The 25,404-nt window shown below is 59.4% G+C and carries 18 protein-coding genes and 1 pseudogene; 9 read left to right on the forward strand and 10 right to left on the reverse strand.

Features of this window, described 5'->3' with window-relative positions; translation table 11 throughout:
* Positions 1-53: 53 nt before the first annotated feature.
* The 4 genes from EL257_RS21665 to EL257_RS21680 all read right to left on the reverse strand — a co-directional run bounded on the left by EL257_RS21665 (position 54) and on the right by EL257_RS21680 (position 5,207).
* Positions 54-797 carry a molecular chaperone gene (locus EL257_RS21665; RefSeq protein ID WP_126368223.1) on the reverse strand — a complete coding sequence of 248 codons (744 nt, stop codon included), beginning with the start codon at positions 795-797 and terminating at the stop codon, positions 54-56.
* A gap of 56 nt (positions 798-853) precedes the next feature.
* Positions 854-2,077: a hypothetical protein gene (locus EL257_RS21670; protein ID WP_126366072.1), complete on the reverse strand. Its 1,224-nt coding sequence runs from the start codon at positions 2,075-2,077 to the stop codon at positions 854-856.
* 3 nt (positions 2,078-2,080) lie between these two features.
* Positions 2,081-4,603: a CS1-pili formation C-terminal domain-containing protein gene (locus tag EL257_RS21675; protein ID WP_126366074.1), complete on the reverse strand. Its 2,523-nt coding sequence runs from the start codon at positions 4,601-4,603 to the stop codon at positions 2,081-2,083.
* 115 nt (positions 4,604-4,718) lie between these two features.
* Complete coding sequence (locus EL257_RS21680; RefSeq protein ID WP_126366076.1) at positions 4,719-5,207, reverse strand: CS1 type fimbrial major subunit; 489 nt, start codon at positions 5,205-5,207, stop codon at positions 4,719-4,721.
* Positions 5,208-5,712: 505 nt separating this feature from the next.
* Here EL257_RS21680 and EL257_RS21685 point away from each other — a divergent pair.
* Positions 5,713-6,288 carry a PadR family transcriptional regulator gene (locus tag EL257_RS21685; RefSeq protein WP_126368225.1) on the forward strand — a complete coding sequence of 192 codons (576 nt, stop codon included), beginning with the start codon at positions 5,713-5,715 and terminating at the stop codon, positions 6,286-6,288.
* Positions 6,285-7,070: a siderophore-interacting protein gene (locus EL257_RS21690; RefSeq protein WP_126366078.1), complete on the forward strand. Its 786-nt coding sequence runs from the start codon at positions 6,285-6,287 to the stop codon at positions 7,068-7,070. The genes EL257_RS21685 and EL257_RS21690 overlap by 4 nt, the downstream gene beginning before the upstream one ends.
* A 99-nt stretch (positions 7,071-7,169) precedes the next feature.
* Here EL257_RS21690 and EL257_RS21695 read toward each other — a convergent pair whose 3' ends face one another.
* The gene (locus EL257_RS21695) at positions 7,170-7,808 is read right to left on the reverse strand and encodes a Pr6Pr family membrane protein (RefSeq protein ID WP_126366080.1); all 639 of its coding nucleotides are present in this window, start codon (positions 7,806-7,808) and stop codon (positions 7,170-7,172) included.
* A gap of 1 nt (position 7,809) precedes the next feature.
* Positions 7,810-8,040: a VF530 family DNA-binding protein gene (locus tag EL257_RS21700; protein WP_016987543.1), complete on the reverse strand. Its 231-nt coding sequence runs from the start codon at positions 8,038-8,040 to the stop codon at positions 7,810-7,812.
* 299 nt (positions 8,041-8,339) lie between these two features.
* On the opposite strand from EL257_RS21700, the gene EL257_RS21705 reads away from it, so the two are divergent.
* From EL257_RS21705 to cmoB, 7 genes and pseudogenes are all read left to right on the forward strand, one after another.
* Positions 8,340-9,701 carry a carbohydrate porin gene (locus tag EL257_RS21705; RefSeq protein WP_126366082.1) on the forward strand — a complete coding sequence of 454 codons (1,362 nt, stop codon included), beginning with the start codon at positions 8,340-8,342 and terminating at the stop codon, positions 9,699-9,701.
* Positions 9,702-9,925: 224 nt separating this feature from the next.
* A complete protein-coding gene (locus EL257_RS21710) occupies positions 9,926-12,334 on the forward strand; it encodes a glucose/quinate/shikimate family membrane-bound PQQ-dependent dehydrogenase (protein WP_126366084.1) in 2,409 nt (802 codons plus the stop codon).
* 546 nt (positions 12,335-12,880) lie between these two features.
* Positions 12,881-13,251, forward strand: a pseudogene (locus EL257_RS21715) (DUF6124 family protein).
* Positions 13,252-14,215: 964 nt separating this feature from the next.
* The gene (lon, locus tag EL257_RS21720) at positions 14,216-16,633 is read left to right on the forward strand and encodes an endopeptidase La (RefSeq protein ID WP_126366086.1); all 2,418 of its coding nucleotides are present in this window, start codon (positions 14,216-14,218) and stop codon (positions 16,631-16,633) included.
* Between the two features lie 289 nt (positions 16,634-16,922).
* The gene (locus EL257_RS21725) at positions 16,923-17,315 is read left to right on the forward strand and encodes a protease inhibitor I42 family protein (RefSeq protein ID WP_126366088.1); all 393 of its coding nucleotides are present in this window, start codon (positions 16,923-16,925) and stop codon (positions 17,313-17,315) included.
* 241 nt (positions 17,316-17,556) lie between these two features.
* The gene (gene cmoA / locus EL257_RS21730) at positions 17,557-18,336 is read left to right on the forward strand and encodes a carboxy-S-adenosyl-L-methionine synthase CmoA (RefSeq protein ID WP_172604511.1); all 780 of its coding nucleotides are present in this window, start codon (positions 17,557-17,559) and stop codon (positions 18,334-18,336) included.
* The gene (gene cmoB / locus EL257_RS21735; protein WP_126366092.1) at positions 18,333-19,289 is read left to right on the forward strand and encodes a tRNA 5-methoxyuridine(34)/uridine 5-oxyacetic acid(34) synthase CmoB; all 957 of its coding nucleotides are present in this window, start codon (positions 18,333-18,335) and stop codon (positions 19,287-19,289) included. Before cmoA ends, cmoB begins: the two co-directional genes overlap by 4 nt.
* Before the next feature lie 784 nt (positions 19,290-20,073).
* Here the strand turns inward: cmoB and tadA are convergent.
* The 4 genes from tadA to guaB all read right to left on the reverse strand — a co-directional run bounded on the left by tadA (position 20,074) and on the right by guaB (position 25,324).
* The gene (tadA, locus tag EL257_RS21740) at positions 20,074-20,574 is read right to left on the reverse strand and encodes a tRNA adenosine(34) deaminase TadA (RefSeq protein WP_053123497.1); all 501 of its coding nucleotides are present in this window, start codon (positions 20,572-20,574) and stop codon (positions 20,074-20,076) included.
* Positions 20,574-21,950, reverse strand: a complete 1,377-nt coding sequence (locus EL257_RS21745) for a multicopper oxidase family protein (RefSeq protein WP_126366094.1) — start codon at positions 21,948-21,950, stop codon at positions 20,574-20,576. The genes tadA and EL257_RS21745 overlap by 1 nt, the downstream gene beginning before the upstream one ends.
* A 201-nt stretch (positions 21,951-22,151) precedes the next feature.
* A complete protein-coding gene (gene guaA / locus EL257_RS21750; RefSeq protein WP_126366096.1) occupies positions 22,152-23,729 on the reverse strand; it encodes a glutamine-hydrolyzing GMP synthase in 1,578 nt (525 codons plus the stop codon).
* 125 nt (positions 23,730-23,854) lie between these two features.
* Positions 23,855-25,324 (reverse strand): IMP dehydrogenase, encoded by a 1,470-nt coding sequence (guaB, locus tag EL257_RS21755; protein WP_126366098.1) that lies wholly within the window; start codon positions 25,322-25,324, stop codon positions 23,855-23,857.
* Positions 25,325-25,404 lie beyond the last annotated feature (80 nt).

Genomic DNA, 25,404 nt, shown 5'->3' on the forward strand with positions numbered 1-25,404 from the left:
GCAGCCACCTGCCATCTGCAAAAACTCATGAAACCATTCACTGATCTGACTCCTCATCGGCTGACGACGCGCTGGTCTTTCTGGCTCGCCCCCTCGATTAGCCTGAAGCGGTATTCGCGTCCCGGTTGCTTGTCGAACCCAAAAGCCTTGCCCGCGAGCACATGGTGTTTGGTGGTCGGTGCGCAGTCGGTTTCGTTTTTTATATCGCAGTTGCGAAATTCGTCGATCACCACCACGGTATTGCCGTTATTGCGCAATTGATAACGGGACGGGCCGTCGTCGATCACGGTGTCGTAACGGCTGTCCTTCGGTCGGACAAAAAACACCGTGCCGAAACCGGCCATGACGTTGACGCCTGCGGTCAGGTTCTTTTTATATTCCTCGCGTTCTTCGCTGGAGACGGCGAATTCGTCTTCCTTTTCCGGCACCACCGGAACGAAACGCACCCGGAAGTAACGCTCCTTGTCGCGCTCGCCCATGTACAAAAGGCGCGTGCCCTGCATGCCGCCGGCCGGCACGATCAAGCGCGCCGGGCTGGCCATCAGACCATCGCGGGCGCGGCCACCGGCCTGCGCCACGATAGGCACTTCGCTGGACTTTCCGTCGGCGTCATAGATGATTTCCAGAACGTTGATCTTGACGAACGCGGTGCTGTCGCCGCTGTTGTAGACCCGCTTCAGATAGGTACTTTTGTCGCCTTCAAGGTAGTCGTAGACCACCCCGATGTTGATATTGGGCCCCGCCAGGACATCAGAGGAATACCAGGCCACCAGCAGAACGGTGAAAAGCAGACGCATCATCGACAACCTCACAAATGTTGGGAAAGCCCCGCCACACTTCATCATCAGCACACTCATATCTGCGAGTCCCAGATCACCGAAATCAGCCCGCGGAAGGGCCTTCCCTCATTTTTTCGTATCAGATAAGCGGTGTCCGCTTCCGACATTTCAAAATGCAGTACGCCGGGTTTTCGATCGACGTATTGCCCCGGTTGGAACATGCCTGAGTTGGACTCGCTCAACGGGTATTTCTTGACGGGATTTCCCGCGTCATCAGTCAGGCCGTCCGGCAAACTCACACTGACAACCACTGAACCACCGACGCCTGTCACGTCATCGCGAATGCCACACCCTCGAATCACTTGGAGTTCGCACTCAACGCGCATCTTGAATTTCGATGAGGCGGAAATCAGGAAGGTCTGGTCGCGAAACAGACGCGTCGGCCGTCGGCCGGATTGCATCCACTGCTGCCAGCCACCCGCCGGTTCCAATCTGATTTTTTCGCCACCAGGAGGAATGTCGACCTTGAGCGTGTGCTGGACGTCGAGCACGAAATTCAGGGTCAGGCTGTCGTCATCCGGGATCATCAACGGCCCTAGATAAAAACTGCCACTACCTGCTGAAGGGCCTATCCCATACATCATCGACCCCGTATACGAACCACTCGACATACGCAGAGGATTGGGAGTGCGCAACTCATAAGCGAAGTCGATATTGTTGGAGGAAAGACGCGGGATCGCATAAGCAGGCTGCTTTACGCATTCCTGCTCCAAGGGGGTTTTCCAGAAAAACCGATAGGTCGAAGGTGTGTAATAGCCGACACCGCTATAGACACAGGGCGGCGTGGCATAGACCCAACTGCTGGTCCGCCACAATTTTTGATGGGCTTTGAGAACGTTCGGCTCTTGCGTCAGATCAGTGACTGGCGCGCTCATTTGCAGGTCCGATCCCATGCCAACGATACGTATCTCGACCTCTTCCGACTCTTGAGTCTCATTGTTGATGACTGTGAGTCGCCGCCAGCTGGCTGGCGCTATCACTGACACAATGTCTCCGGGAATCAAGGGACGGCTTGAAGTAAAGCGGACCGGAACCTCAATACTGAAAATGTTCTGCTGAGTACAGACCGCAGGATCAAGGGTGCAATAGCCACTATTGGGCGTCTTGTTGGTGAATACATTTTTGTTGGGCTGGGCAGAGTCGGGCGTAAACGATGCCCGGATTTCCACACTGGCGGCCTCAACGGCCGACGTACAGAAAATGGCCGAAAGACCGAGGCCACACATGATTTTTTTCATCGTTTAACCCGCGTTCTGATCGGTAAAGGTTGCGTCGGCAAGGGTGTCCGGCGTGCAGCGCAGATCACCGATCATCAACACGTCGTTTTCGAGGCGATGCTGGCCGGCGTCCAGACGAAACTGGCACAACAGCTGATCGGCACGACGCACTTGCAGGGTGGGTGAACCGGCGTTCATTTCCATCGAGAAGAAGCCATCGACTTCGCTCACGCCGCGACTGGCGTGGTTGATGATGTGGTGCCCTTTGAGCGGCTGCCCCTGCGCATTCACCAGACGGCCAAGCACCGTCACCGTGCGCATCACGCTGATCTTGCGATACTCCACGCCGCCCTTGTTGATGTGGTACGAGGTGCGTTGCGGCGCGATGTTGGCCGCTGGCACGTGGCTGCCGTCGAAGTCGAAACTGACCGAGCTGTTTTTGTAAGCGGTGATCGGCACAAAGTTGCGCCCCGGCTTGAGCACAGCGCTGCCGCCGCTCATGTCATCGGCACGCAAGGCAATGCCGTCGATATCGGACTCGACATCAATGATCATCCCCGCCCCCTCGCCCTGATGCTGACTGGTCATGACGATTTGCTGCGCGCCGACGGCCACGGTGCTGTCGAGGTTCAGGCCACCGGTGTAGTTGCCGTTGTAGGACGAACGCTGGAGGAATCCGTCGCCGGCCACCGCATCGGTCTTGAAGTTCGCCAGGCTGTTGAGGCCGATGCCGTAGGTGTCGGTCAGCGCGGTCACCGAGACACTTTGCAGAACGTGATCCTGCCAGTCCTTGCGGTATCCGATGGAGGCGTTGTTGTCGCGTCCTCCATCGCGCGCGGTGCGCGAGCCAATGCTTGCCGAGAGCTGGTGGCCCGGCGTGCCCAGCGCCAGATTGACGCTCAGATCAACCCCGCGACTGCGCGCATCGCCACTGCTGTAAGTGCCCGGGCGATCGAACAGCGACAGGCGCCAACTGGCATCGTTACCGAACAGTTCAGTGCGTTGCGTCCAGCCCAGATCGAGGCTGGCGCCTTCGCTGTTGCCCTCACTGTGCGCCACCCGTGCGTTGAGCGAACTGGTGCGACTGATGCGCTGGTTGAGCGCCAGCGAAGAACTGCTGGTCTGACCGATAAACACATTGCGTTGGCGCAGACGGGTGCCATCGGGCAGGTAATCGTAGGTGTTAGTAGTGTCGAGCCAACTGCGGTTGTGGCTGATCACCAGGCTGCCGGAACCGTAGTTGTACAGGCCTTGCAGATCGACGCCGGTGCCGTAGTCCTCGGTCTGGTAGAAGTTGGCGAACACGCTGGTGTTGTTCGCCAGCGTCCAGTCGACGGAACTGCCGTACTGCAGTTTTTCCCGTACCTGACGCGCCGACAGGCCAAGGATCACCCGCGGGTGCAGCAGATAATTGAGCGAGGCGCCGGCAGTTGCATCGCCGCTGGCCTGCTGTTCCCAGTTGCTCAACAGCTTGCTTTCCTGGCCGGCGAACACGTTGTAGCGCCAGCGATCTTCAACGTTGCGCCAGTTGCTCGGCTTGTAGATCAGCTCCTGGGTGGTCGAAGTGGTCTGGCCGTCTTCGATCAGGCGCACTTCCACTTCGTAGATCCCCCCAGGCAATGGTCGCGTATCGAGGGTTTGCAGGCCGGCCGGCACCGATTGGGTATTGATCAGCAAGCCATCACGCCAGATCTCCACGGAGGCCTGGCGATTGGCGGTGACATACACCGGGTAAACGCTGGGTTTCGGATTGTTCACCGCCAGACTGTCAGAGCTGCCATACATCAGGCCTACGGCCGTGTCGGGGCTGGTGCCGAACGCTCGCGGCTGGCGGGTCAGGCCCTCCGAGTTGGGCGTGAAGTAGCCGAGCCGGAAAAAGCTGCCCTGCATTTCGCGCTGGGTGAACAGTTCGTGGACGGCGTGATAGAGCTTGTCATCCGGCGCACCGAGGCGTGCCAGCTGCATGTTGAACGTCTGGCTCCAGTTGCCGAGGCTGCTGCTCGCCTGTAGACCGAAACGTCCGCCGAGGTCTTGTTCCTGGCCACCATTGAGATTGAGCTGATTGCGCACGATCAGCCCGCTGCTGCCGCCGTCGGGCTGCTCGTAATACAGCTTGGCTTCGCCGTCGCGCTCGGCGTTTTCAGTCACGATCGACAGCAGCGAGCTTTCCAGGTTGTAGTGCACCGCCAGCATCTGCGGCGGGCATTGACCGGCGCAACCACCCAGCGGCACGCCGGGTTTGAGATAGTTGGCCCAGGTTTCGCGCTCAGCGCCAGTGAAACGGCTTTCGCTGGTGTCAGTGAATTCCAGCAGGGTGACGCGATCATCGCGCGAAAGCACGACCATCGCCTCACCGAGAAATTGTTGATCGAGTTCTACTCGAACGGCCAGCGGTACATCAAAAAAATGCTCTTCGAATTCCGCAGGCAAACCTTTTGCCTGGGCCAGCAAACTTCGCGGAGTCGTACCGGGAGCAGCCGTAGCTGCCACTGCCGTGGCGCTAAATAAAAGCGCAAACACAGCCGCGATGGGCGTCATCGGGAACATGAACTAATACTCTTGTTTGCCACAAGTAAAAATCCGACCGGACAAGTGGGGATGTCTTGACCGGCCGGCAGGCGCCGATTGATTCAATCGTCGGCGCAAAGTGCGAAGTTCAGACTCATTGAACGATTGGTGGCACCGCGTCGAACATCATCGTCACCGCACCGGTGTAATCGCCCGGCTGGAAGTTGTTACCCAGCGCGGCAATCTTCAGAGGCGCACGGAAGTTCGCATCAGACTCGGCTTCACCGACCACCAGTTGCGGCGTGGTGCTCAGCACGGTGTTGTTGAACTTGACCTGCAGATCGATGGCAGCAGCGCCGGAGATCAGTCGTGGCGAGCTGACCAGGCTGGCGTGAACCGAGCCGTTATTGTTGCGTACGTCGAAGAAGCCGTTGATTTCGCCCATTTTCCCGGTGCTTGGCTGGTAGCTCATGTCCTGGTCCTTGTTAACCAGATCCGGGTCTACTGGCACCACGTAAAAACCATTGGTCGGCACGTGTGCGATCAGGCTGATGGAGTGACGCGCTTCACCGGCGCCGAAAGCCATCGAGGAACCTAGCGCCAGCATGGCCAAAGGTGCTGCAAATGCAATTTTCTTGAACATCATTCATTACCTGTCTAATCAAAGGGGGTTCATTGAAAGTTCAAACAGCGCCTGCCTGAATAAAGCCATGCTGCTTGAACTTTCAATGCCCGCACATGATCGGCGGTTAGCCTCGGATTGTAAGCAAGTAACTTCCCACAGACGTGTAGTTCAAGCGCCATAGGTATGGAAAGAAAAAAGAACAGAAAACCAAAATTGAAAACGATAGCTGTAAGTTACGCCCTACATACAGTTTTCGGCAAAAAAGCATACAGCAACTACAACTAATGAAACTGGGCAAAAGCAATATAAGCCGATAATTAATAGAGTGATAGCTTTAACTTTCAGGACACTATCACCAACTTCAACCCCGGTGAAAAAAACGCTGCTGATGCCGCGCACGTATTCAGGCATTTCGCACGCCACCGCTGGTCGGCTGAAGGAGCCGTCTGACAAAAACGCGCTTGCCAGACGCTTAAGATATATCTTAAGTTGTATCTAAATACGACGAGAGAGAAATATGAAAATGAGAGACCCTCATTCCCCCCACCGCGAACACGGCGACGGCCGCGACGGTTTCGAGAAACGCCCCGGTCGCGAACGCGGCGGCCGTGGCCCGCGTGTCTTCGCTCCCGGCGATTTGAAACTGCTGTTGCTGGCGTTGATCGCCGAACAGCCCTGCCACGGTTATGACCTGATCCGCCAGATCGAAGGCATGTTCGACGGCGCGTACAGTCCCAGCCCCGGCGTGATTTACCCGACTCTGACCTTTCTGGAAGAGAGCGACCTGATTAGCGGCGACGCCGGCGGCGGAAAGAAACGCTACAGCGTCACCGACGCCGGACGCTCGTCTTTAGCTGAACAAGCCGTGGCGCTGGACGGCGTGCGCATGCGCATCGACGTCAGCAAACGCTCGCTACGCGGCCATGACCGTCCCGCGGAGATCCATGAAGCGGTGCACAATTTGCGTCACGCCCTGCAAATGCACCATGGGCGCTGGAGCGCCGAAGAAATCCTGCGCGTGCGTGATCTGCTCAACGACACTGCCAAAGCCATCGTTGACGGGCCTGCCGTGCCTTCTGCACAGGAGAAACCGGAATGACTGAAGTCGATACCCAAACCATTCACCGCGTGATGCACGAAATCAAACGCCGCAAGCTGCAAGTCCTGCGTGTGGTCAACCTGACACCGCGCATGCGACGCATCACTCTCGGCGGGCCGGAACTGGCCGGGTTCGTCAGTCTGGGCAGCGACGACCACGTCAAACTGCTGTTCCCGCAGAACGCCGAACAAGCTGCGGCGCTGGACACAATGGTGCTCGGTGCAGGCAAGGATGACGGGCCGAAACCGGAGATGCGCGACTACACGCCGCGCCGCTACGACCTGGAGAAAATGGAGCTGGACATCGACTTCGTGCTGCACGGCGACGGCCCTGCCTCGACTTGGGCAGAACAGGCCGCACCGGGGCAATTTCTGCACATCGGCGGGCCGCGTGGATCGATGATCGTGCCGGACATCTTCGAAAGTTATCTACTGATCGGCGACGAAACCGCCCTGCCCGCCATCGCCCGGCGGCTGGAAGGCCTGGCGGCGAATCGCAAGGCTCTGGTGGTGATCGAAGTCGAGAACGGCGGCGAACAGCAAGTGCTGGAAAGCGACGCGCAAGTCAATGTCATTTGGGTGTTGCGCGAAGGTGGCCGTGACAACCTGCTGACCACGATCAAACAATTGCAGGTGCCCAAGGGCAATCTGTATGCGTGGGTGGCCACCGAAACCAAGGTCTCGCGGCAGATTCGTCGCGTGCTGATCGATGAACACGGGCTCGATGAGCAATTCATCAAGGCCGCAGGCTACTGGCGCGCCGAGGGTTCCGAAGAGGAATGAGATCCCTTGTAGGAGCTGCCGGAGGCTGCGATCTTTTGATCTTTTTTTTGCGAAATCAACGTCAAAAGATCGCAGCCTGCGGCAGCTCCTACATAAACCTTAACTTCGTGCTGACTGCCAGCGGTCGAGGCCAATGATCAGCGACCCGATCAGCACAAACCCCGCCAATATCCCCCCGGCATTGATCAGGACCTGTGGATAACCCAGCGCTGCAACATCAATGAACGGATACGCATACGCACCGAGCAAATGTCCGCGCAGCAAGGCGTAAATGAAATACACCAACGGATAGATCAGCCACACCGGCAGATGCCACCAGCGCAACGAACCTTTGGCTACGCAACACCACCAATAGCCGAGGTACAACAGCGGCATCACGTCGTGCAGCAGTTCATCGGCGACGAATTGCCAGCCTTCGGGATGCCACAAATGCCTCAGCAGAATGCTGTAGGCGAGGCCGACCACGGCGATGCTCACGGCAATTCCACTACTGACCCACGGCTGCAAAAACCAGCGGCGTGCAGCGGATTGGCGATCAGTCACGGCACAGGTCAGCACCGTCGCCACCAGCGTATTGGTCAGAATGGTGAAGTAGCTGAAGAAGCTCACCACCCCACCCAGCAGGCTGGCGCCGACGCTCATTCGTGCAAAGAAGATCAAGTAAAGCTGAATACTCAATCCCGCCCAGCCCAATATGGCGGCGCAGGTGATCAGGCGTCGCCGCCTCGCGCTGTGCATGTCAAAGCGGTCGCTTGGTGCGCATCAGCTTCACGTACAGACGCTCGACCTTCTCCCGCGCCCACGGCGTTTTGCGCAGAAAAGTCAGGCTCGACTTGATGCTCGGATCGCTCTTGAAGCAGCGGATATCGATACGCTCGGCCAGCCCCGACCATTCGTAGTGGGTCACCAGGGCGTTGAGAATCTGTTCAAGGGTCACGCCATGCAGCGGATCCGGGGTTTGTTCGTTCATGCCAGGCCTTTGGGCGAAGTGAAATGCAGAAGCCGCGCACCTTAGCCGAGGGGCCGGGCGGGTGGAAGACCTACCTTCAAATGTAGGCCAACCTGAAAACATCGCAGGCTGCGCTGCGCTCCACAATGCGCCGGTTTGCCGCACTGTTACCAAATCCGAAACGATGCATGTTCACAAAAGGCCTTTGTCTTTTTGTAACAGATCATTATCCTGCCGCCCTTCCGCTGAATCGCTTCACTGCCTGCGACATATTGAAGCGCTCGAAATGCACTCAGAAAACACCAAAAAAAGACTTAACCATGCCTGATTTTTCCTTCTCCCGAGATAGCGCTATCTCGATTTTGCGCACACTTGGCGGCTGCACGGCCCTCGGTCTCGCCGCCTGCGCCCAAGCGGCGCCCGCGTTCGACAGTGAATCCCCGTACATGCTTGGGGACTGGAACGGCACGCGCACAGAACTCTCGGAAAAAGGCTACGACTTCAAACTCGATTACACCGGCGAAATGGGGAGTAATCTGCATGGCGGCTACGACCACGACCGCACTGCACGCTACAGTGATCAATTCGGTCTGGGTACGCATCTGGATCTGCAGAAGATCCTCGGCTGGGACGACGCCGAGTTTCAGCTGACCATCACCAAACGCAGCGGCAACAATATCAGCAACGATCGCATCAACGATCCACGCGTGGGCGGCTTTACCTCCGCTCAGGAGGCCTGGGGCCGTGGCCAGACCACGCGCCTGACGCAGATGTGGTATCAGCAGAAATTCTTCGATCAGAAACTCGACATCAAGGTCGGCCGTTTTGGCGAAGGCGAAGACTTCAATACGTTCCCGTGCGACTTCCAGAACCTCGCGTTCTGCGGTTCGCAGGTCGGCAACTGGGTCGGCGGCATCTGGTACAACTGGCCGGTCAGCCAATGGGCGATGCGCGTCAAATATCACCTGACCCCGGAGCTCTATGCTCAAGTCGGCGTCTATGAGCAGAACCCGTCGAACCTGGATCGTGGCAACGGCTTCAAGCTCAGCGGCAGCGGCACTCAAGGCGCGATCCTGCCGGTCGAACTGGTGTGGACGCCGAAGCTCAATGGTCTGCCAGGCGAATACCGCGCCGGTTATTACTACAGCAACGCCAAGGCCACCGACGTTTACAAAGACCACAACGGCCAGCCTGCCGCCCTCAGCGGCGAAGCCTACCGCAGCGCATCGAGCAAGCACGGCGTGTGGCTGGGCGCGCAACAGCAGATCACCAGCGTCGCCAGCGATAACAGCCGCGGCTTGAGTGTGTTCGCCAACACGACGATGCACGACAAGAAAACCAACGCCATCGACAACTACGTTCAGGCCGGCCTCACCTATAAAGGTCCGTTCGATGCCCGTGCCAAGGACGACATTGGTTTCGCCCTCGCCCGCGTGCACGTCAACCCCGCCTTTCGCAAAAACGCTGAAGCGAGCAACCGCGCCGCCGCAGTCTACGACTACGACAACCCAGGGTTCCTGCCGCCGCAGGACACTGAATACAGCGCCGAACTGTATTACGGCGTGCACCTGACGAACTGGCTGACCGTGCGCCCGAACCTGCAATACATCCGCCACCCCGGTGGCGTGAACGACGTCGACGACGCCCTGATTGGCGGGATCAAGATCCAGTCTTCGTTCTAAAAATTAGCGAAAACCCGTGTGGGAGCTGGCTTGCCAGCGATAGCAATTTATCTGGCGGCTTCATTGTTGAACCTGAAATCGCCATCGCTGGCGAGCCAGCTCCCACAGGGGCCCATGCATTTCATTAGCTGGACAAGTTTTTTATCTGAACCATGCCCGCGCCAAATCGTCATCTACAGTGACTACAGCGTGGGACTACATAAAACGTCACGGAGAATCACACTATGAGCACCGAAAGTGCTTCGAGTCGGGGCCGGCTGTTGCCAAGCCTGCTCGGCATCCTGCTTCTACTCATGGGCCTGGCCATGCTGGCCGGGGGTATCAAGCTGAGCATGCTCGGCGGCTCGCTGTATTACCTGCTGGCAGGTATCGGCATTGCGATCACCGGCATTCTGCTGTTGATGCGCCGTCGCGCGGCATTGGGCCTGTACGCCATCGTGCTGTTTGCCAGCACCGTGTGGGCGCTGTGGGAAGTCGGTCTGGACTGGTGGCAACTTGTGCCGCGTCTGGCGATGCTGTTCGCCCTCGGCCTGGTCATGTTGCTGCCATGGTTCCGCCGTCCGCTGCTGCTCAACGGCCCTGCCCCGATGGGCACCGGCGCCTTGAGCGTGGCCGTAGTGCTGGCAGGCCTGACTGCGTTGGCCAGCCAATTCACCAACCCGGGTGAAATCAAAGGTCAACTGGATCGCGACAGCGTCGAAGGCATGACCAACACCGCCCCGGCCATGCCCGACGGTGACTGGAACTCCTACGGCCGCAGCGCCCACGGTGACCGTTATTCGCCACTGGCGCAGATCACACCGGCCAACGTAAGCAAACTGGTACCGGCGTGGACTTACCGCACCGGCGACATCCCTGGGCCGAACGATCCGGGCGAAACGACCGCTGAAAATACCCCGCTGAAAGTCAACGGCATGCTCTACGTGTGTACTCCGCACAGCCAAGTGATTGCCCTTGATCCGGATTCGGGCAAGGAAATCTGGCGTTTCGATCCGAAGCTGAGCACGCAAAACGCGGCCAACTTCAAAGGTTGGGCGCACATGACCTGCCGTGGCGTGAGTTACCACGATGACGCGGTCTACGCGTCCGAGCAGAGCCCGACCGGTTCGGCCAGCCCGGCCCCGGCCAGCGCCTGCCCACGCCGCATCTTCCTGCCAACTGCCGACACCCGTCTGATCGCCTTGAACGCCGACACCGGTAAAATGTGCGAAGACTTCGGCGACAAAGGCCAGATCGACCTGTCTGCCAACATCGGCGGCTTCAACGCTGGTGGCTACTACTCCACTTCGCCTCCTGCGGTCACTAAAGATCTGGTGGTGATTGGCGGTCACGTCACCGACAACGTCTCCACCGACGAGCCAAGCGGCGTGATCCGTGCGTTCGACGTGCACACCGGCAAACTGGTGTGGAATTGGGACAGCGGCAACCCGGACGACACCGCGCCGATTGCCGAAGGCAAGACCTACACGCGCAACTCGCCCAACATGTGGTCGATGTTCGCCGTCGACGAAAAACTCGGCATGCTGTATCTGCCGATGGGCAACCAGACCCCGGACCAGTTTGGTGGTGCACGTACCCCTGAATCGGAACTGCACGCAGCCGGCCTGACCGCGCTGGACATCGCCACCGGCAAAGTGCGCTGGAACTTCCAGTTCACCCACCATGACCTGTGGGACATGGACGTCGGCGGCCAGCCAACCGTGATGGACATCAAGACCGCTGATGGCGTGAAGCCTGCAGTGCTGGCTTCGACCAAACAGGGCAGCATCTACGTTCTGGATCGCAACACCGGCAAGGCTATTGTGCCGATCAACGAGATTCCGGTGCCGCAAGGTGCAGTGGAAGGCGATCACACTTCGCCGACCCAACCGAAATCCGACCTCAACTTCATGCCGCCGCCGCTCAAAGAACGCGACATGTGGGGCGTAACGCCGTTCGACCAGATGCTCTGCCGGATCGATTTCAAGTCCCTGCGTTATGACGGCCCGTTCACCCCGCCGTCGCTGCAAGGCTCGATCGTCTATCCAGGCAACTTTGGCGTGTTTGACTGGGGCGGCATCTCCGTCGATCCGGTGCGCCAGATCGCCTTCGTCAACCCAAGCTACATGGCGTTCCGTTCGAAACTGGTGCCAGCCGCAGAAGTGGCCGGCGGCCCGGGTCGCAAGAGCGAAACCGAAGGCGTGCAGCCCAACAAAGGCGCGCCATACGGCGTAATCCTCGAAGCACTGCTGTCGCCAATGGGCCTGCCTTGCCAGGCGCCAGCGTGGGGTTATGTAGCGGCGGTCGACCTGACCACCAGCAAAACCATCTGGATGCACAAGAACGGCACCGTGCGCGACAGCTCGCCAGTTCCAATCCCGCTGAGCATGGGCGTACCGAGCCTGGGCGGCACCTTCACCACCGCTGGTGGCGTGGCCTTCCTGAGCGGCACCCTCGACCAGTACCTGCGCGCCTACGATGTGAAAAATGGCAAGCAACTGTGGGAAGGCCGCCTGCCAGCAGGCGCCCAGACCACCCCGATGACCTACACCGGCAAGGACGGCAAACAATACGTCCTCGTCGTTGCAGGCGGCCACGGCTCGCTGGGCACCAAGCAGGGTGACTATGTGATTGCGTACAAACTGTCGGAATAAGTTTTACCGGTAGTTGCAGAAAGGCGATGCCCCGCAAGGAGCATCGCCTTTTTTGTGCACGCCGAATTCGAATCCACCGCATATCCCCTGTGGGAGCTAGCCCTGCTAGCGATTGCGGGCCTCACGTTCAACATCGTTGTTGACTGACAGGGCCCCATCGCTAGCAGGGCTAGCTCCCACAGGTTGAGATGCGTGGGCTGTGGGAAATGTGCCTGTCCTACAAATGCTGGTGATTACGCGGAGTTTTCCGACAGGTCGCGTCGGTTGTGCATCGGAAATGGGGTGGATAGGCTCTGAGGGTCGCTGCAAATTCAGCGACCGGGCGTCGCGGCCCGAGCTGTTCATTCGATTTGATGCATAATCGCCGACCCAAACGGGAGCGCTCAGGCGCTTGCTGTTTGGTTTGATGGTGGCTGTGCGCGGGATACCTTCGGGTATGCCGAGATTGCCGAATGGCTCGGTCCGCGAACCTGCGTACAGCTGCCACCCTTTGTCGCGTCGCGGCGATTGAGAGTGACAGCCCCACTTATCATTCGGAGCTTCACCATGATCAAACCAACACCCAACCCCCCAAAGCGGACGGGACCACATCTTACGAATTCCCCGGTTCAAAGAGATTTTACGACGCCGCCGACCGTGCCCTCGACCACTATCTCAAACCCAACGCCTTGACCCTGCGCTTCCACAAACCCAGCACCATGTTCCAGGTGGGCCCCGATCAGGACAACGAAAGCCTGCTGGTCCACGCCTGCGAATCCCTGGCACAAGCCAGCCTCATGACCAGCGACATCGCCGCCCACATTGATCTCCCGCAACGACGGACGATTCTGGCGATCCAGCAAATCATCATGCTCGCCGAACTGGCCGTGAATCGCGTGCTGGATAACGTAGACATCACCCCTCCCACAAACAACTGACCCATGCAGCAGCCGAGCTTGCTCGCGAAGGCGTCAGCACGTCCAATATCCATGGTGCCTGACCCACCGCTTTCGCGAGCAGGCTCACTCCCACAGTAGGATTGAGTACGGCGGAAGGTGATTGGGCGCTGTCAGGCCGCCATCGCTGGCAAGCCAGCTTCCACAAAATCAAGATCAAAAGATCGCAGCCTTCGGCAGCTCCTACAGTGAATGTGCGCAAACGGCAGGGCTTGGTCGCTGTCAGGCCGCCATCGCTGGCAAGCCAGCTTCCACAAAATCAAGATCAAAAGATCGCAGCCTTCGGCAGCTCCTACAGTGAATGTGCGCAAACGGCAGGGCTTGGTCGGCTGGCAGGCCGCCATCGCTGGCAAGCCAGCTCCCACAAAATCAAGATCAAAAGATCGCAGCCTTCGGCAGCTCCTACAAAAGCAAAAGCGAACCCAAAAATCGCAGCCTCCCCGCGGCGCAGCCGCACCACTCCAGGATGAGCGCAAGCTCGGCTGCTGCTCTTGACCTTGATCTTGATCTTGATCCACGAGCGACATCGGAAGGCTTCGTTCCGGGATTGATCCGGGGGTGGGAGCGCAGCGACCGTTTGGCGCAGCCAAACACAGCGAGAGGAGGTGCAGCGAAGCAAACCGTAGGCGCTGCCCCCCGGATCGATCCCGGAGCGAAGGAACCCCGAGCCACAGCGAGCGGGCCGAACGCAGGAGCAAAGCCTTTTCGGTTACCTTTTCGGCGTTTGGAAAAGGTGACTCGCCGTAAGGGCGAAACCCTAAGCCGCCATCACCAAAGAAACGGATATTCACCCAAATCCCCAAGAACATGGTCGGCCCAAAGGCCGCCAAGCCCAAAGCGTGACGCCTGTCAAAACCCTGAACACCCAAGCAGAAACACCCCCACCCATTGAAACCACCCACCCCCTGCCCCATCTAAGACCCATACTCCATTGCGCAGGTGCCCCATGAGCGACCAGCAAGAATTCCCAGACAACCCCGACGACTACACCGAAGCCGAACACATCGAACACACCGCCTCCGGCAAAGGCCTGGCCCTGCCCGGCCAGAACCTGCCGGACAAGGTCTACATCATCCCGATCCACAACCGCCCGTTCTTCCCGGCGCAAGTGCTGCCGGTCATCGTCAATGAAGAACCGTGGGCCGAAACCCTCGAACTGGTCAGCAAGTCCGAACACCACTCCCTGGCCCTGTTCTTCATGGACACGCCGCAGGAAGACCCGCGCCACTTCAACACCGATGCCCTCCCCGAATACGGCACGCTGGTCAAGGTTCACCACGCCAGCCGCGAAAACGGTAAACTGCAGTTCGTCGCCCAGGGCCTGAGCCGCGTACGCATCAAGACCTGGCTCAAGCATCACCGCCCGCCGTACCTGGTCGAAGTCGAATACCCGCACCAGCCCACCGAGCCGACCGACGAGGTCAAGGCCTACGGCATGGCGCTGATCAACGCGATCAAGGAGTTGCTGCCGCTCAACCCGCTATACAGCGAAGAGTTGAAGAACTATCTCAACCGCTTCAGCCCCAACGACCCATCGCCACTGACCGATTTCGCCGCCGCGCTGACCTCCGCCACCGGCCCTGAACTGCAAGAAGTGCTCGACTGCGTGCCGATGCTCAAGCGCATGGAAAAAGTCCTGCCGATGCTGCGCAAGGAAGTCGAAGTCGCGCGTCTGCAGAAAGAGATCTCGGCGGAAGTTAACCGCAAGATCGGCGAGCATCAGCGCGAGTTCTTCTTGAAAGAACAACTCAAGGTGATTCAGCAGGAACTCGGCCTGACCAAGGACGACCGCAGCGCCGACCTCGAACAGTTCCAGCAGCGCCTGGAAGGCAAAACCCTGCCAGCGCAGGTGCAGAAACGCCTTGAAGAAGAAACCCACAAACTGTCGATTCTCGAAACCGGCTCGCCGGAATACGCGGTAACGCGCAACTATCTCGACTGGGCGACCTCGGTGCCGTGGGGCGTGTATGGCGAGGACAAACTCGACCTCAAGCACGCGCGCAAGATTCTCGACAAGCACCACGCGGGGCTGGACGACATCAAGGATCGCATTCTCGAATTCCTTGCCGTCGGTGCGTATAAAGGTGAGATCAGCGGCTCCATCGTGCTGTTGGTCGGCCCGCCGGGCGTGGGTAAGACCAGCGTCGGCAAATCCATCGCCGAATCCCTCGGCCGGCCGTTCTACCGCTTCAGCCTTGGCGGTATGCGCGATGAAGCCGAGATCAAGGGCCATCGCCGCACCTACATCGGCGCGCAGCCGGGCAAACTGGTGCAGGCGTTGAAGGACGTCGAAGTGATGAACCCGGTGATCATGCTCGACGAGATCGACAAGATGGGCCAGAGCTACCAGGGCGACCCGGCCTCGGCGCTGCTGGAAACCCTCGATCCGGAACAGAACGTCGAATTCCTCGACCATTACCTCGACCTGCGCATGGACTTGTCGAAAGTCCTGTTCGTCTGCACCGCCAACACCCTGGACTCGATCCCCGGCCCATTGCTCGACCGCATGGAAGTGATTCGCCTGTCGGGCTATATCACCGAAGAAAAAGTCGCCATCGCCAAGCGTCACTTGTGGCCGAAGCTGCTGGAAAAGGCCGGCGTGTCCAAGGGCAGCCTGAGCATCAGCGACAGCGCGCTCAAAGCCCTGATCGACGGTTACGCCCGTGAAGCCGGCGTGCGTCAGCTGGAAAAACAGATGGGCAAACTGGTGCGCAAAGCGGTGATGAAACTGATCGACGACCCAAAAGCGGTGATCAAGCTCGGCCCGAAAGACCTCGAGGCCTCGCTGGGCCATCCGGTGTTTCGTAACGAACAAGTGCTGTCCGGCACCGGTGTGATTACCGGTCTGGCCTGGACCAGCATGGGCGGCGCGACGTTGCCGATCGAAGCCACGCGTATTCATACCCTCAATCGCGGCTTCAAACTGACCGGGCAACTCGGCGATGTAATGAAAGAGTCGGCGGAAATCGCCTACAGCTACGTCAGCTCGCACCTCAAGCAGTTCGGCGGTGATGCGAAGTTTTTCGACGAGGCCTTCGTTCACCTGCACGTGCCGGAAGGCGCAACACCGAAGGACGGCCCAAGCGCCGGCGTGACCATGGCCAGCGCCCTGCTTTCGCTGGCACGTAATCAACCGCCGAAAAAAGGTGTGGCGATGACCGGCGAACTGACGCTGACCGGGCATGTGCTGCCGATTGGCGGCGTGCGCGAGAAGGTGATCGCGGCGCGGCGGCAGAAGATCTTCGAGCTGATTTTGCCCGAGCCGAACCGGGGTAACTTCGAGGAATTGCCGGATTATCTGAAGGAAGGGATTACCGTGCACTTTGCGAAGAAGTTTGCGGATGTGGCGAAGGTTCTGTTCTGACCGGCAGCCCGTTGCCCCTCACCCCAGCCCTCTCCCCCAGGAGAGGGAGCCGACCGAGCGGTCTTGCGCTATTCATCGACTGAAACACCGGATCGAATATGGATTCGCTGACGCACGCTCAGGTCGGCGTACCTCTCCAATATCCCCCGGTCAGTCCCCTCTCCCTCTGGGAGAGGGCTAGGGTGAGGGCTTGGCGCCAGTCCAGACATTGCAGCACTTCGGCAGTCACACATCGCCCCATCTTCAGTTATGCTCGCCGTTCGTCGTAACCGCCGGAGCTGCTGACCTTATGTCCCCCACTCGCCTGTTTGTCCCCCTCGCTTTTTCCTTGCTGGCCGCCTGCGCCACGCAACCGAAACACAACGTGACCGTGGAAAAACAAAGCGAATGCCCCGTGCGTTTAAGCAATGGGCAAAACCTGATCATCACGCTGCCGAGCAACCCGACCACCGGCTATCGCTGGGCTATTCAGGACTCTGCTGGCGGGGTTCTGCGGGCGCTCAGTCCCGAGGTTTACAGCAATCCTGAAGACGCCGGCGTGGTCGGCTCGGCAGGCATTTCCACCTGGCGTTTCCAAGCGTTCGCCCCCGGCACCGGGCGTCTGCGCCTGACTTCGCAACAACCGTGGGCGCCGGAAGTGCTGCCAGTGGAAACCTTCGACTGCGCCATTTCGGTGAACTGACTCCCTCAGCGCTCTTCCAGACCCAGCGCTGCCCTTTTGTGGCGAGGGAGCTTGCTCCCGCTCGGTTGCGCAGCAGCCGCAGAACCGGCGTATGGGGAACTCTCGCAATATCGCGTGCACCGAGTATTGGGTCGCTTCGCAACCCAGCGGGAGCAAGCTCCCTCGCCACACATGCGCATTTCACATTTCGCACGGGTGCTTTATCAGACAACCCAAGCATCCGCGCGCCACTTTGGCTAAAATGCCGGCCTTTTCCACCGACACCGCCGGAACCGCCGTGAGCAAAGAACCCGATCGCCTATTCGCCCAGCCTTTGGCCCAGGTGCCTGACTTCGCCTTCAACGAAGACGTGGTGCGGGTGTTTCCGGACATGATCAAGCGCTCGGTGCCGGGTTACCCGACCATCGTCGAAAACCTCGGCGTGCTCGCGGCGCAATTCGCTCAGCCGAACAGCGTGCTTTACGACCTGGGTTCATCGCTGGGCGCCGTGACTCAAGCTCTGCGTCGCCATGTGCGCACTGACGGTTGCCGGGTAATCGCGGTGGATAACTCGGCAGCGATGGTCGAACGCTGCCGCGAATACCTCAATGGTCAGGATTCGATGTTCCAGGAATTGCTGCCCGTCGAGGTCATCGAAGGCGACATCCTCGCCCTCGATTTTCAGCCAGCCTCGGTGGTCGCGCTGAACTTCACCCTGCAATTCATCGCTCCCGATGAGCGCACCGCGCTGCTGTCGCGCGTTCGCCACTCGCTGCTGCCGGGCGGCGCGCTGATTCTTTCGGAGAAGCTGCGCTTCAACGATGCCGAAGAACACGCGCTGCTCACCGATCTGCACGTGGCGTTCAAACGCGCCAACGGCTACAGCGAACTGGAAATCGCCCAAAAGCGCAGCGCCATCGAAAACGTCATGAAGCCCGACAGCCTCGAAGAACACCGCGAGCGCCTGCTGGCCGCCGGGTTCTCGAAAGTCGTGCCGTGGTTCCAGTGTCTTAACTTTGCCTCGTTGATTGCCTTGCCATGATTGATTTGTCCCCCCTCGCCCGCCGCCTGGCAGGCACACCGCTGGCCGAATGGGCCAGCACCTTGCAGCATCAACTCGACAAGAAAATGGAGAAGGGCCACGGCGATCTGGAGCGCTGGCAGAGTGCGCTGGATGCCTTGCCGAAGATCCAGCCGAGCGAAATCGACTTGCTCAACGGCCTCAAACTCGACACCGATTGCGACGACGAGACCCGCGCACAGATGCGCACCGCGCTGATGGGCCTGTCGCCCTGGCGCAAAGGACCGTTCGATCTGTTTGGCGTGCATGTCGACACTGAATGGCGTTCGGACTGGAAATGGTCCCGCGTCGCTCCGCATCTGGATCTCAAAGGCAAACGCATCCTCGATGTCGGTTGCGGCAATGGGTATTACATGTGGCGCATGCTCGGGGCTGGCGCGGACAGCGTGATTGGCGTCGATCCGAACTGGCTGTTTTTCTGCCAGTTCCAGGCAGTGCAACGCTATCTGTCAGAGCCGAATGCCTGGCACCTGCCGTTCCCGTTCGAAGACTTGCCAGCGAATCTGGAAGGTTTCGACACGGTGTTTTCCATGGGCGTGTTCTATCACCGTCGCTCGCCAATCGAGCATTTGCTGGCGCTGAAGGACTGCCTGGTCAAGGGCGGCGAACTGGTGCTGGAAACGCTGGTGGTCGAAGGCGACAAGCATCAGGTGCTGGTGCCGGAAGATCGCTATGCGCAGATGCGTAACGTGTGGTTTTTGCCGTCGGTGCCGGCACTGGAGCTGTGGCTGCGCCGCGCCGGGTTTACCGAGATTCGTTGTGTGGATGTCAGCACCACGACAGTTGAAGAGCAACGCGGGACGGAGTGGATGAAGTACCAGTCGTTGAGCGACTTCCTTGATCCTAAAGATCACAGCAAAACCATCGAAGGCCTGCCAGCGCCAATGCGCGCAGTGATTGTCGCCAGAAAGTAACCCAACCTCTCAGGCAACGCGGTGAGGCCACCCCTCACCCCAGCCCTCTCCCCAGGGAGAGGGAGCCGATCTTTGAGCTTTTCAAAACTTGAGTTCGACTCGGAATCTCAAATCGACGGAGTTAGCCCATCCAACTCGGTCAGTCCCCTCTCCCTATGGGGCAGCGAACTGATCGTTGGGCTTTTCAAAACTTGAGTTCGACTCGGAATCTCAGGTCGACCGAATTAGCCCATCCAGCTCGGTCAGTCCCCTCTCCCTATGGGGCAGGGAACTGATCGTTGAGCTTTTCAAAACTTGAGTTCGACTCGGAATCTCAGGTCGACGGAATTAGCCCATCCAACTCGGTCAGTCCCCTCTCCCTATGGGGCAGCGAACTGATCGTTGGGCTTTTCAAAACTTGAGTTCGACTCGGAATCTCAGGTCGACGGAGTTAGCCCATCCAGCTCGGTCAGTCCCCTCTCCCTATGGGGCAGGGAACTGATCGTTGAGCTTTTCAAAACTTGAGTTCGACTCGGAATCTCAAATCGACGGAATTAGCCCATCCAACTCGGTCAGTCCCCTCTCCCTATGGGGCAGGGAACTGATCGTTGGGCTTTTCAAAACTTGAGTTCGACTCGGAATCTCAGGTCGACGGAATTAGCCCATCCAACTCAGTCAGTCCCCTCTCCCTATGGGGGAGGGAACTGATCGTTGAGCTTTTCAAAACTTGAGTTCGACTCGGAATCTCAGGTCGACGGAATTAGCCCATCCAACTCGGTCAGTCCCCTCTCCCTCCGGGAGAGGGTTAGGGTGAGGGGCTTTTCGCTCTTCGGGCACGGAAAAACTCGGTCAACACCGCGCCACATTCCTCCGCCAGCACTCCGCCTTCATACAACACCCGATGATTCAAAAAGCCCTGGGTAAAAAACTGCCCCTGACTCTGCACAATCCCCGCTTTCGGCTCCAAAGCGCCATACACCACCCGCGCCACCCGCGAATGCACAATCAGCCCGGCACACATGCTGCACGGCTCCAGCGTTACATACAGTGTGCTGCCCGGCAGGCGATAGTTATCCACAGCCTGAGCCGCAGCGCGGATCGCGACCATTTCCGCATGCGCGCTCGGGTCACTGGCACTGATCGGGCAGTTGAAACCGCGGCCAATGATTTCACCGTCCTGCACCAGCACCGCGCCCACCGGCACTTCGCCCAGCGCTGCGCCTTGCGCGGCGAGGGCCAGGGCTTCGCGCATGAAGTCGCGGTCGCGGCTGCGGTCGATGATCGCCGCAGGTCGAATCTGGCGCATCACTTCACCTCGATGGCGGCCATCAGGCCGGTTTCCATGTGGTCGATCACGTGGCAGTGGAACATCCACACACCCGGGTTATCAGCCACCAGCGCCACTTGCGCACGCTCGTTCTTGCCCAGCAGATAGGTGTCGGTGAAATACGGAACGACTTTGTGCCGGTTCGACGCGATCACCTTGAAACTCATGCCGTGCAGGTGGATCGGGTGCTGATACTGGGTCATGTTCTTCAATTCGAAAATATAACTCTGGCCCAGTTTCAGGCTAGCGATCGGCCGATCTGCACACGTCTTGTCGGTGATGTCCCAAGCCTTGCCATTGATTTGCCATAGGCTCGGCGGTTTGCCGTTTTCGGTGTTCACCGAGACCGAGCCGACCCATTCGAAATTGAAGTTGAGTTTCTCGGCATTGGCCAGATCGGGCTCGGCCACCGGGTTGGCCGGCAGCGCTTTCGGCCAGTCCGTCGGCGCGTCCGCATTGGCCACCGAACGCAAAGTGCCGAGGCGCACCGGGCCGTTGCGCAACGACAGTTCTTCGCCAGCCGCCGGTGCCTTGATCGCCAGACAAATGCGCATGCCCGGGCCCAGCCAGTATTCCTTGCCCAATGGCCGCGGCTCGACCGGATTGCCATCGAGCGCGTAGATCTTCGCTTCGACGCCAGGAATATTGATGCGATACGTCAGGGTGTTATCGAGATTGAGCAAACGCACCCGCGTGACCTGCCCGGCCGGCAAATCGATCACCGGCAGCGGCACGCCATTGATCGTCGACAGACGCCCCGCCGTCCCGCCGCGCGCCGCCTCGCGGGGAATGCTGAACTCGACGAACTGGCCCTCGTCGTCAATGTGCCAATTCTTCAGGCTCAAGGTTTTTTCATATTTGAAACCGGTGGGCTCGCGCTCTTCGATGATCAGCGGTCCGACCAGACCGCGCCCAAGTTCCTCGCTACTGCTGACATGCGGGTGATACCAATAGCTGCCGGCATCGGGGACGCGAAATTTGTAGTCGAAATATTCACCCGGCAGCACCGGCAGTTGCGAGACATACGGCACGCCGTCCATCTCCAGCGGCAGACGAATGCCATGCCAGTGAATGGTCGTCGCCACCGGCAGATGATTGATGAAGCGTACCCGCAACCATTCACCCTGACGCACACGCAACTCGGTACCCGGCGCCGACGGCCCAAACGCCCACGCCTCAGTCTTGTGCCCCGGCACCAGCTCGACGTCCAGCGGCGCGGCGATCAACTCGTAATCGTGACCCGCCTCAGCATCCGCCATCTTGCCCAGCCAGTAACGCGACGCACCACCCGCCCCCACGCCAACGACAACAAGACCGGCCAGGCCACCGAGGATTTGGCGACGGGTAAAGGACATGAACTCAACTACCTCACTTGGAAAACGGCAGGCCACAGGGGCCGCAAAAGGCGAATACGATACACCCGCAACTGCGAAAGAAACAGCAAAGCGGCCGTGACTACGGGCCGCAGGGCCGATTTCGTAACAGCAAAAAGCCGCGTGAACTCGCATTCACGCGGCTTTCTATCCGGCAATCAAACCCTCAGGGTTTGTGCAGAATCATTCCCACTCAATCGTCGCCGGCGGCTTGCTCGATACGTCATACGTAACGCGCGAGATGCCTTCGATTTCATTGATGATGCGACCGGAAACGGTTTCCAGCAGTTCGTAAGGCAGGTGTGCCCAACGCGCGGTCATGAAGTCGATGGTTTCTACGGCACGCAGGGCCACGACCCAGGCGTAACGACGGCCATCGCCAACCACGCCGACCGATTTGACTGGCTGGAACACCACGAATGCCTGGCTGACCTTGTGGTACCAGTCGGCCTTGCGCAGTTCTTCGATGAAGATGTGGTCGGCACGACGCAGCAGGTCGGCGTATTCCTTCTTCACTTCGCCGAGGATGCGCACGCCCAGGCCAGGGCCCGGGAATGGGTGGCGATAGACCATGTCGTACGGCAGGCCCAGTTCCAGACCCAGACGACGGACTTCGTCCTTGAACAGTTCGCGCAGTGGCTCGACCAGTTTCAGGTTCATTTCTTCTGGCAGGCCGCCCACGTTGTGGTGCGACTTGATCACGTGCGCTTTGCCGCTTTTCGCGCCAGCCGATTCGATCACGTCCGGGTAGATGGTGCCCTGAGCGAGGTATTTGATGTTTTCCAGTTTGTTCGACTGGGCATCGAACACGTCGATGAAGGTGCGACCGATGATCTTGCGCTTCTTCTCCGGGTCGGCTTCGCCGGCCAGGTTGTTGAGGAACTGCTCTTCGGCGTTGGCGCGGATCACCTTGACGCCCATGTTCTCGGCGAACATGGCCATCACTTGCTCGCCTTCGTGCAGACGCAGCAGACCGTTGTCGACGAACACGCAGGTCAGTTGATCACCGATGGCTTTGTGCAGCAGCGCAGCAACGACCGAGGAGTCGACACCGCCGGACAGGCCCAACAGGACGTTGTCGGTGCCGACCTGAGCGCGGATGTTGGCGATCGCGTCTTCAGCGATCTTCGACGGCGTCCACAGGGCTTCACAGCCGCAGATGTCGAGAACGAAGCGCGACAGGATGCGGCCGCCCTGCTTGGTGTGGGTCACTTCCGGGTGGAACTGCACGCCATAGTAAGCGCGGTCGTCATTGAACATACCGGCGATCGGGCAGCTCGGGGTGCTGGCGAGGATGTGGAAGTCCTCCGGCATCCTGGTGACTTTGTCACCGTGACTCATCCACACGTCGAGGCCGAACAGGCCATCGGCGTCGATGTGATCTTCGATGCCGTCGAGCAGGCGGCTCTTGCCGACCACGTCAACGCGGGCGTAGCCGAACTCACGAAGTTCGGAACCTTCAACCTTGCCGCCCAACTGCTCGGCCATGGTCTGCATGCCGTAGCAGATACCGAAAACCGGAACGCCCAGATCAAACACCGCTTGCGGGCAGCGCGGGCTGTCGGCTTCGTGCACGGACTCGGGGCCGCCGGCGAGGATGACGCCTTTAGGGGCGAATTCGCGAATCGCATCTTCGTCCATGTCGAACGGATGCAGTTCGCAGTACACGCCGATCTCGCGCACGCGGCGGGCGATCAGTTGGGTGTATTGCGAACCGAAGTCGAGGATCAGGATGCGGTGAGCGTGAATGTCGAGGGACATGGGCAAAAACTCGAAAAGCAGTTGCAAGCTTCAAGCTGCAAGCTGCAAGTAATCGGAAGCCGCGCGGCACTGCTCTGACGCAGCACCGCTTGCAGCTTGTAACTTGTGGCTTAGAGCTGTCGGCGTCAGCCGACCCGATAGTTCGGCGCTTCCTTGGTGATCTGCACGTCGTGAACGTGGGACTCGGCCATGCCGGCGCCGGTGATCCGCACGAACTCAGGCTTGGTGCGCATTTCTTCGATGTCGGCGCTGCCGGTGTAACCCATCGAGGAACGCAGGCCGCCCATCAACTGGTGAATGATCGCGCTCAGGGTGCCTTTGTACGGCACGCGGCCTTCGATGCCTTCCGGAACCAGTTTCTCGGCGCCTGCCGAAGAGTCCTGGAAGTAACGGTCGGACGAGCCCTGGGCCTGGGACATGGCGCCCAGCGAACCCATGCCGCGATAAGCCTTGTACGAACGGCCCTGGAACAGTTCGATCTCGCCCGGCGCTTCTTCGGTACCGGCGAACATCGAGCCCATCATCACGCAGGAAGCACCGGCCACGATGGCCTTGGACAGGTCACCGGAGAAACGGATACCGCCGTCGGCGATCAACGGCACGCCGGTGCCTTCAAGGGCAGCGGCGACGTTGGCGATGGCACTGATCTGTGGCACGCCGACACCAGCGACGATACGGGTGGTGCAGATCGAGCCTGGGCCGATACCGACCTTGACTGCGTCGGCGCCCGCTGCGGCCAGAGCCTTGGCGGCTGCGCCGGTGGCGATGTTGCCGCCGATCACCTGCACTTCAGGGAAATTCTCTTTGACCCAGCGTACGCGGTCGATCACACCCTTGGAGTGACCGTGCGCGGTGTCGACCACCACCACGTCAACGCCGGCGTTGACCAGTGCGGTGACGCGATCGCCGGTGTCTTTACCGGTGCCGACCGCAGCGCCAACGCGCAGACGACCTTGATCGTCCTTGCTGGCCAGCGGGTAGGCTTTGGCTTTTTCGATGTCGTTGACGGTCATCATGCCTTTGAGGGCGAATTTGTCATCGACGATCAGCACGCGCTCGATGCGGTGCTTGTGCAGCAGTTCGCGCACGTCGTTCTTGTCGGCGCCTTCCTTGACCGTGACCAGACGCTCTTTCGGCGTCATCACTTCGCGGACAGTGGCTTCAAGACGGTTTTCGAAACGTACGTCGCGGGAGGTGACGATGCCGACCAGGTCGCCATCGTGCAGTACCGGAACGCCGGAAATGTTGTGCAGACGGGTCAGTTCGAACAGATCACGCACCGTGGCATCGGCCTCGATGGTGATTGGATCCTTGACCACACCGGCTTCGAACTTCTTGACCTTGCGCACTTCGGCAGCTTGCTGCTCGATGGTCATGTTCTTGTGGATAATGCCGATGCCACCTTCCTGAGCCATGGCAATTGCCAGACGGGCTTCAGTAACGGTGTCCATTGCAGCAGAAACCAGAGGAATATTCAGTTCGATGCCACGGGTAAGACGGGTCTTGAGACTGACTTCGTTAGGAAGTACCTCGGAATAACCGGGCACTAGGAGAATGTCGTCGAATGTCAGAGCTTCTTGGCTGATACGCAGCATCGCGGGGGCTCCCGAGCGGGAAAATGGAAGCGCGCCATTATAGTCAGACACCCCCTGCTGTTCAATGTAAAACTCTGTCT

It is taken from the genome of Pseudomonas fluorescens (assembly GCF_900636825.1).
GTDB lineage: Bacteria > Pseudomonadota > Gammaproteobacteria > Pseudomonadales > Pseudomonadaceae > Aquipseudomonas > Aquipseudomonas fluorescens_BG.

Coding starts and splice junctions, on each gene's coding strand:
- EL257_RS21665 (WP_126368223.1), bottom strand. CDS start 797: ATGCGTCTGCTTTTCACCGTTCTGCTGGTGGCCTGGTATTCCTCTGAT.
- EL257_RS21670 (WP_126366072.1), bottom strand. CDS start 2,077: ATGAAAAAAATCATGTGTGGCCTCGGTCTTTCGGCCATTTTCTGTACG.
- EL257_RS21675 (WP_126366074.1), bottom strand. CDS start 4,603: ATGTTCCCGATGACGCCCATCGCGGCTGTGTTTGCGCTTTTATTTAGC.
- EL257_RS21680 (WP_126366076.1), bottom strand. CDS start 5,207: ATGTTCAAGAAAATTGCATTTGCAGCACCTTTGGCCATGCTGGCGCTA.
- EL257_RS21685 (WP_126368225.1), top strand. CDS start 5,713: ATGAGAGACCCTCATTCCCCCCACCGCGAACACGGCGACGGCCGCGAC.
- EL257_RS21690 (WP_126366078.1), top strand. CDS start 6,285: ATGACTGAAGTCGATACCCAAACCATTCACCGCGTGATGCACGAAATC.
- EL257_RS21695 (WP_126366080.1), bottom strand. CDS start 7,808: ATGCACAGCGCGAGGCGGCGACGCCTGATCACCTGCGCCGCCATATTG.
- EL257_RS21700 (WP_016987543.1), bottom strand. CDS start 8,040: ATGAACGAACAAACCCCGGATCCGCTGCATGGCGTGACCCTTGAACAG.
- EL257_RS21705 (WP_126366082.1), top strand. CDS start 8,340: ATGCCTGATTTTTCCTTCTCCCGAGATAGCGCTATCTCGATTTTGCGC.
- EL257_RS21710 (WP_126366084.1), top strand. CDS start 9,926: ATGAGCACCGAAAGTGCTTCGAGTCGGGGCCGGCTGTTGCCAAGCCTG.
- lon (WP_126366086.1), top strand. CDS start 14,216: ATGAGCGACCAGCAAGAATTCCCAGACAACCCCGACGACTACACCGAA.
- EL257_RS21725 (WP_126366088.1), top strand. CDS start 16,923: ATGTCCCCCACTCGCCTGTTTGTCCCCCTCGCTTTTTCCTTGCTGGCC.
- cmoA (WP_172604511.1), top strand. CDS start 17,557: ATGCCGGCCTTTTCCACCGACACCGCCGGAACCGCCGTGAGCAAAGAA.
- cmoB (WP_126366092.1), top strand. CDS start 18,333: ATGATTGATTTGTCCCCCCTCGCCCGCCGCCTGGCAGGCACACCGCTG.
- tadA (WP_053123497.1), bottom strand. CDS start 20,574: ATGCGCCAGATTCGACCTGCGGCGATCATCGACCGCAGCCGCGACCGC.
- EL257_RS21745 (WP_126366094.1), bottom strand. CDS start 21,950: ATGTCCTTTACCCGTCGCCAAATCCTCGGTGGCCTGGCCGGTCTTGTT.
- guaA (WP_126366096.1), bottom strand. CDS start 23,729: ATGTCCCTCGACATTCACGCTCACCGCATCCTGATCCTCGACTTCGGT.
- guaB (WP_126366098.1), bottom strand. CDS start 25,324: ATGCTGCGTATCAGCCAAGAAGCTCTGACATTCGACGACATTCTCCTA.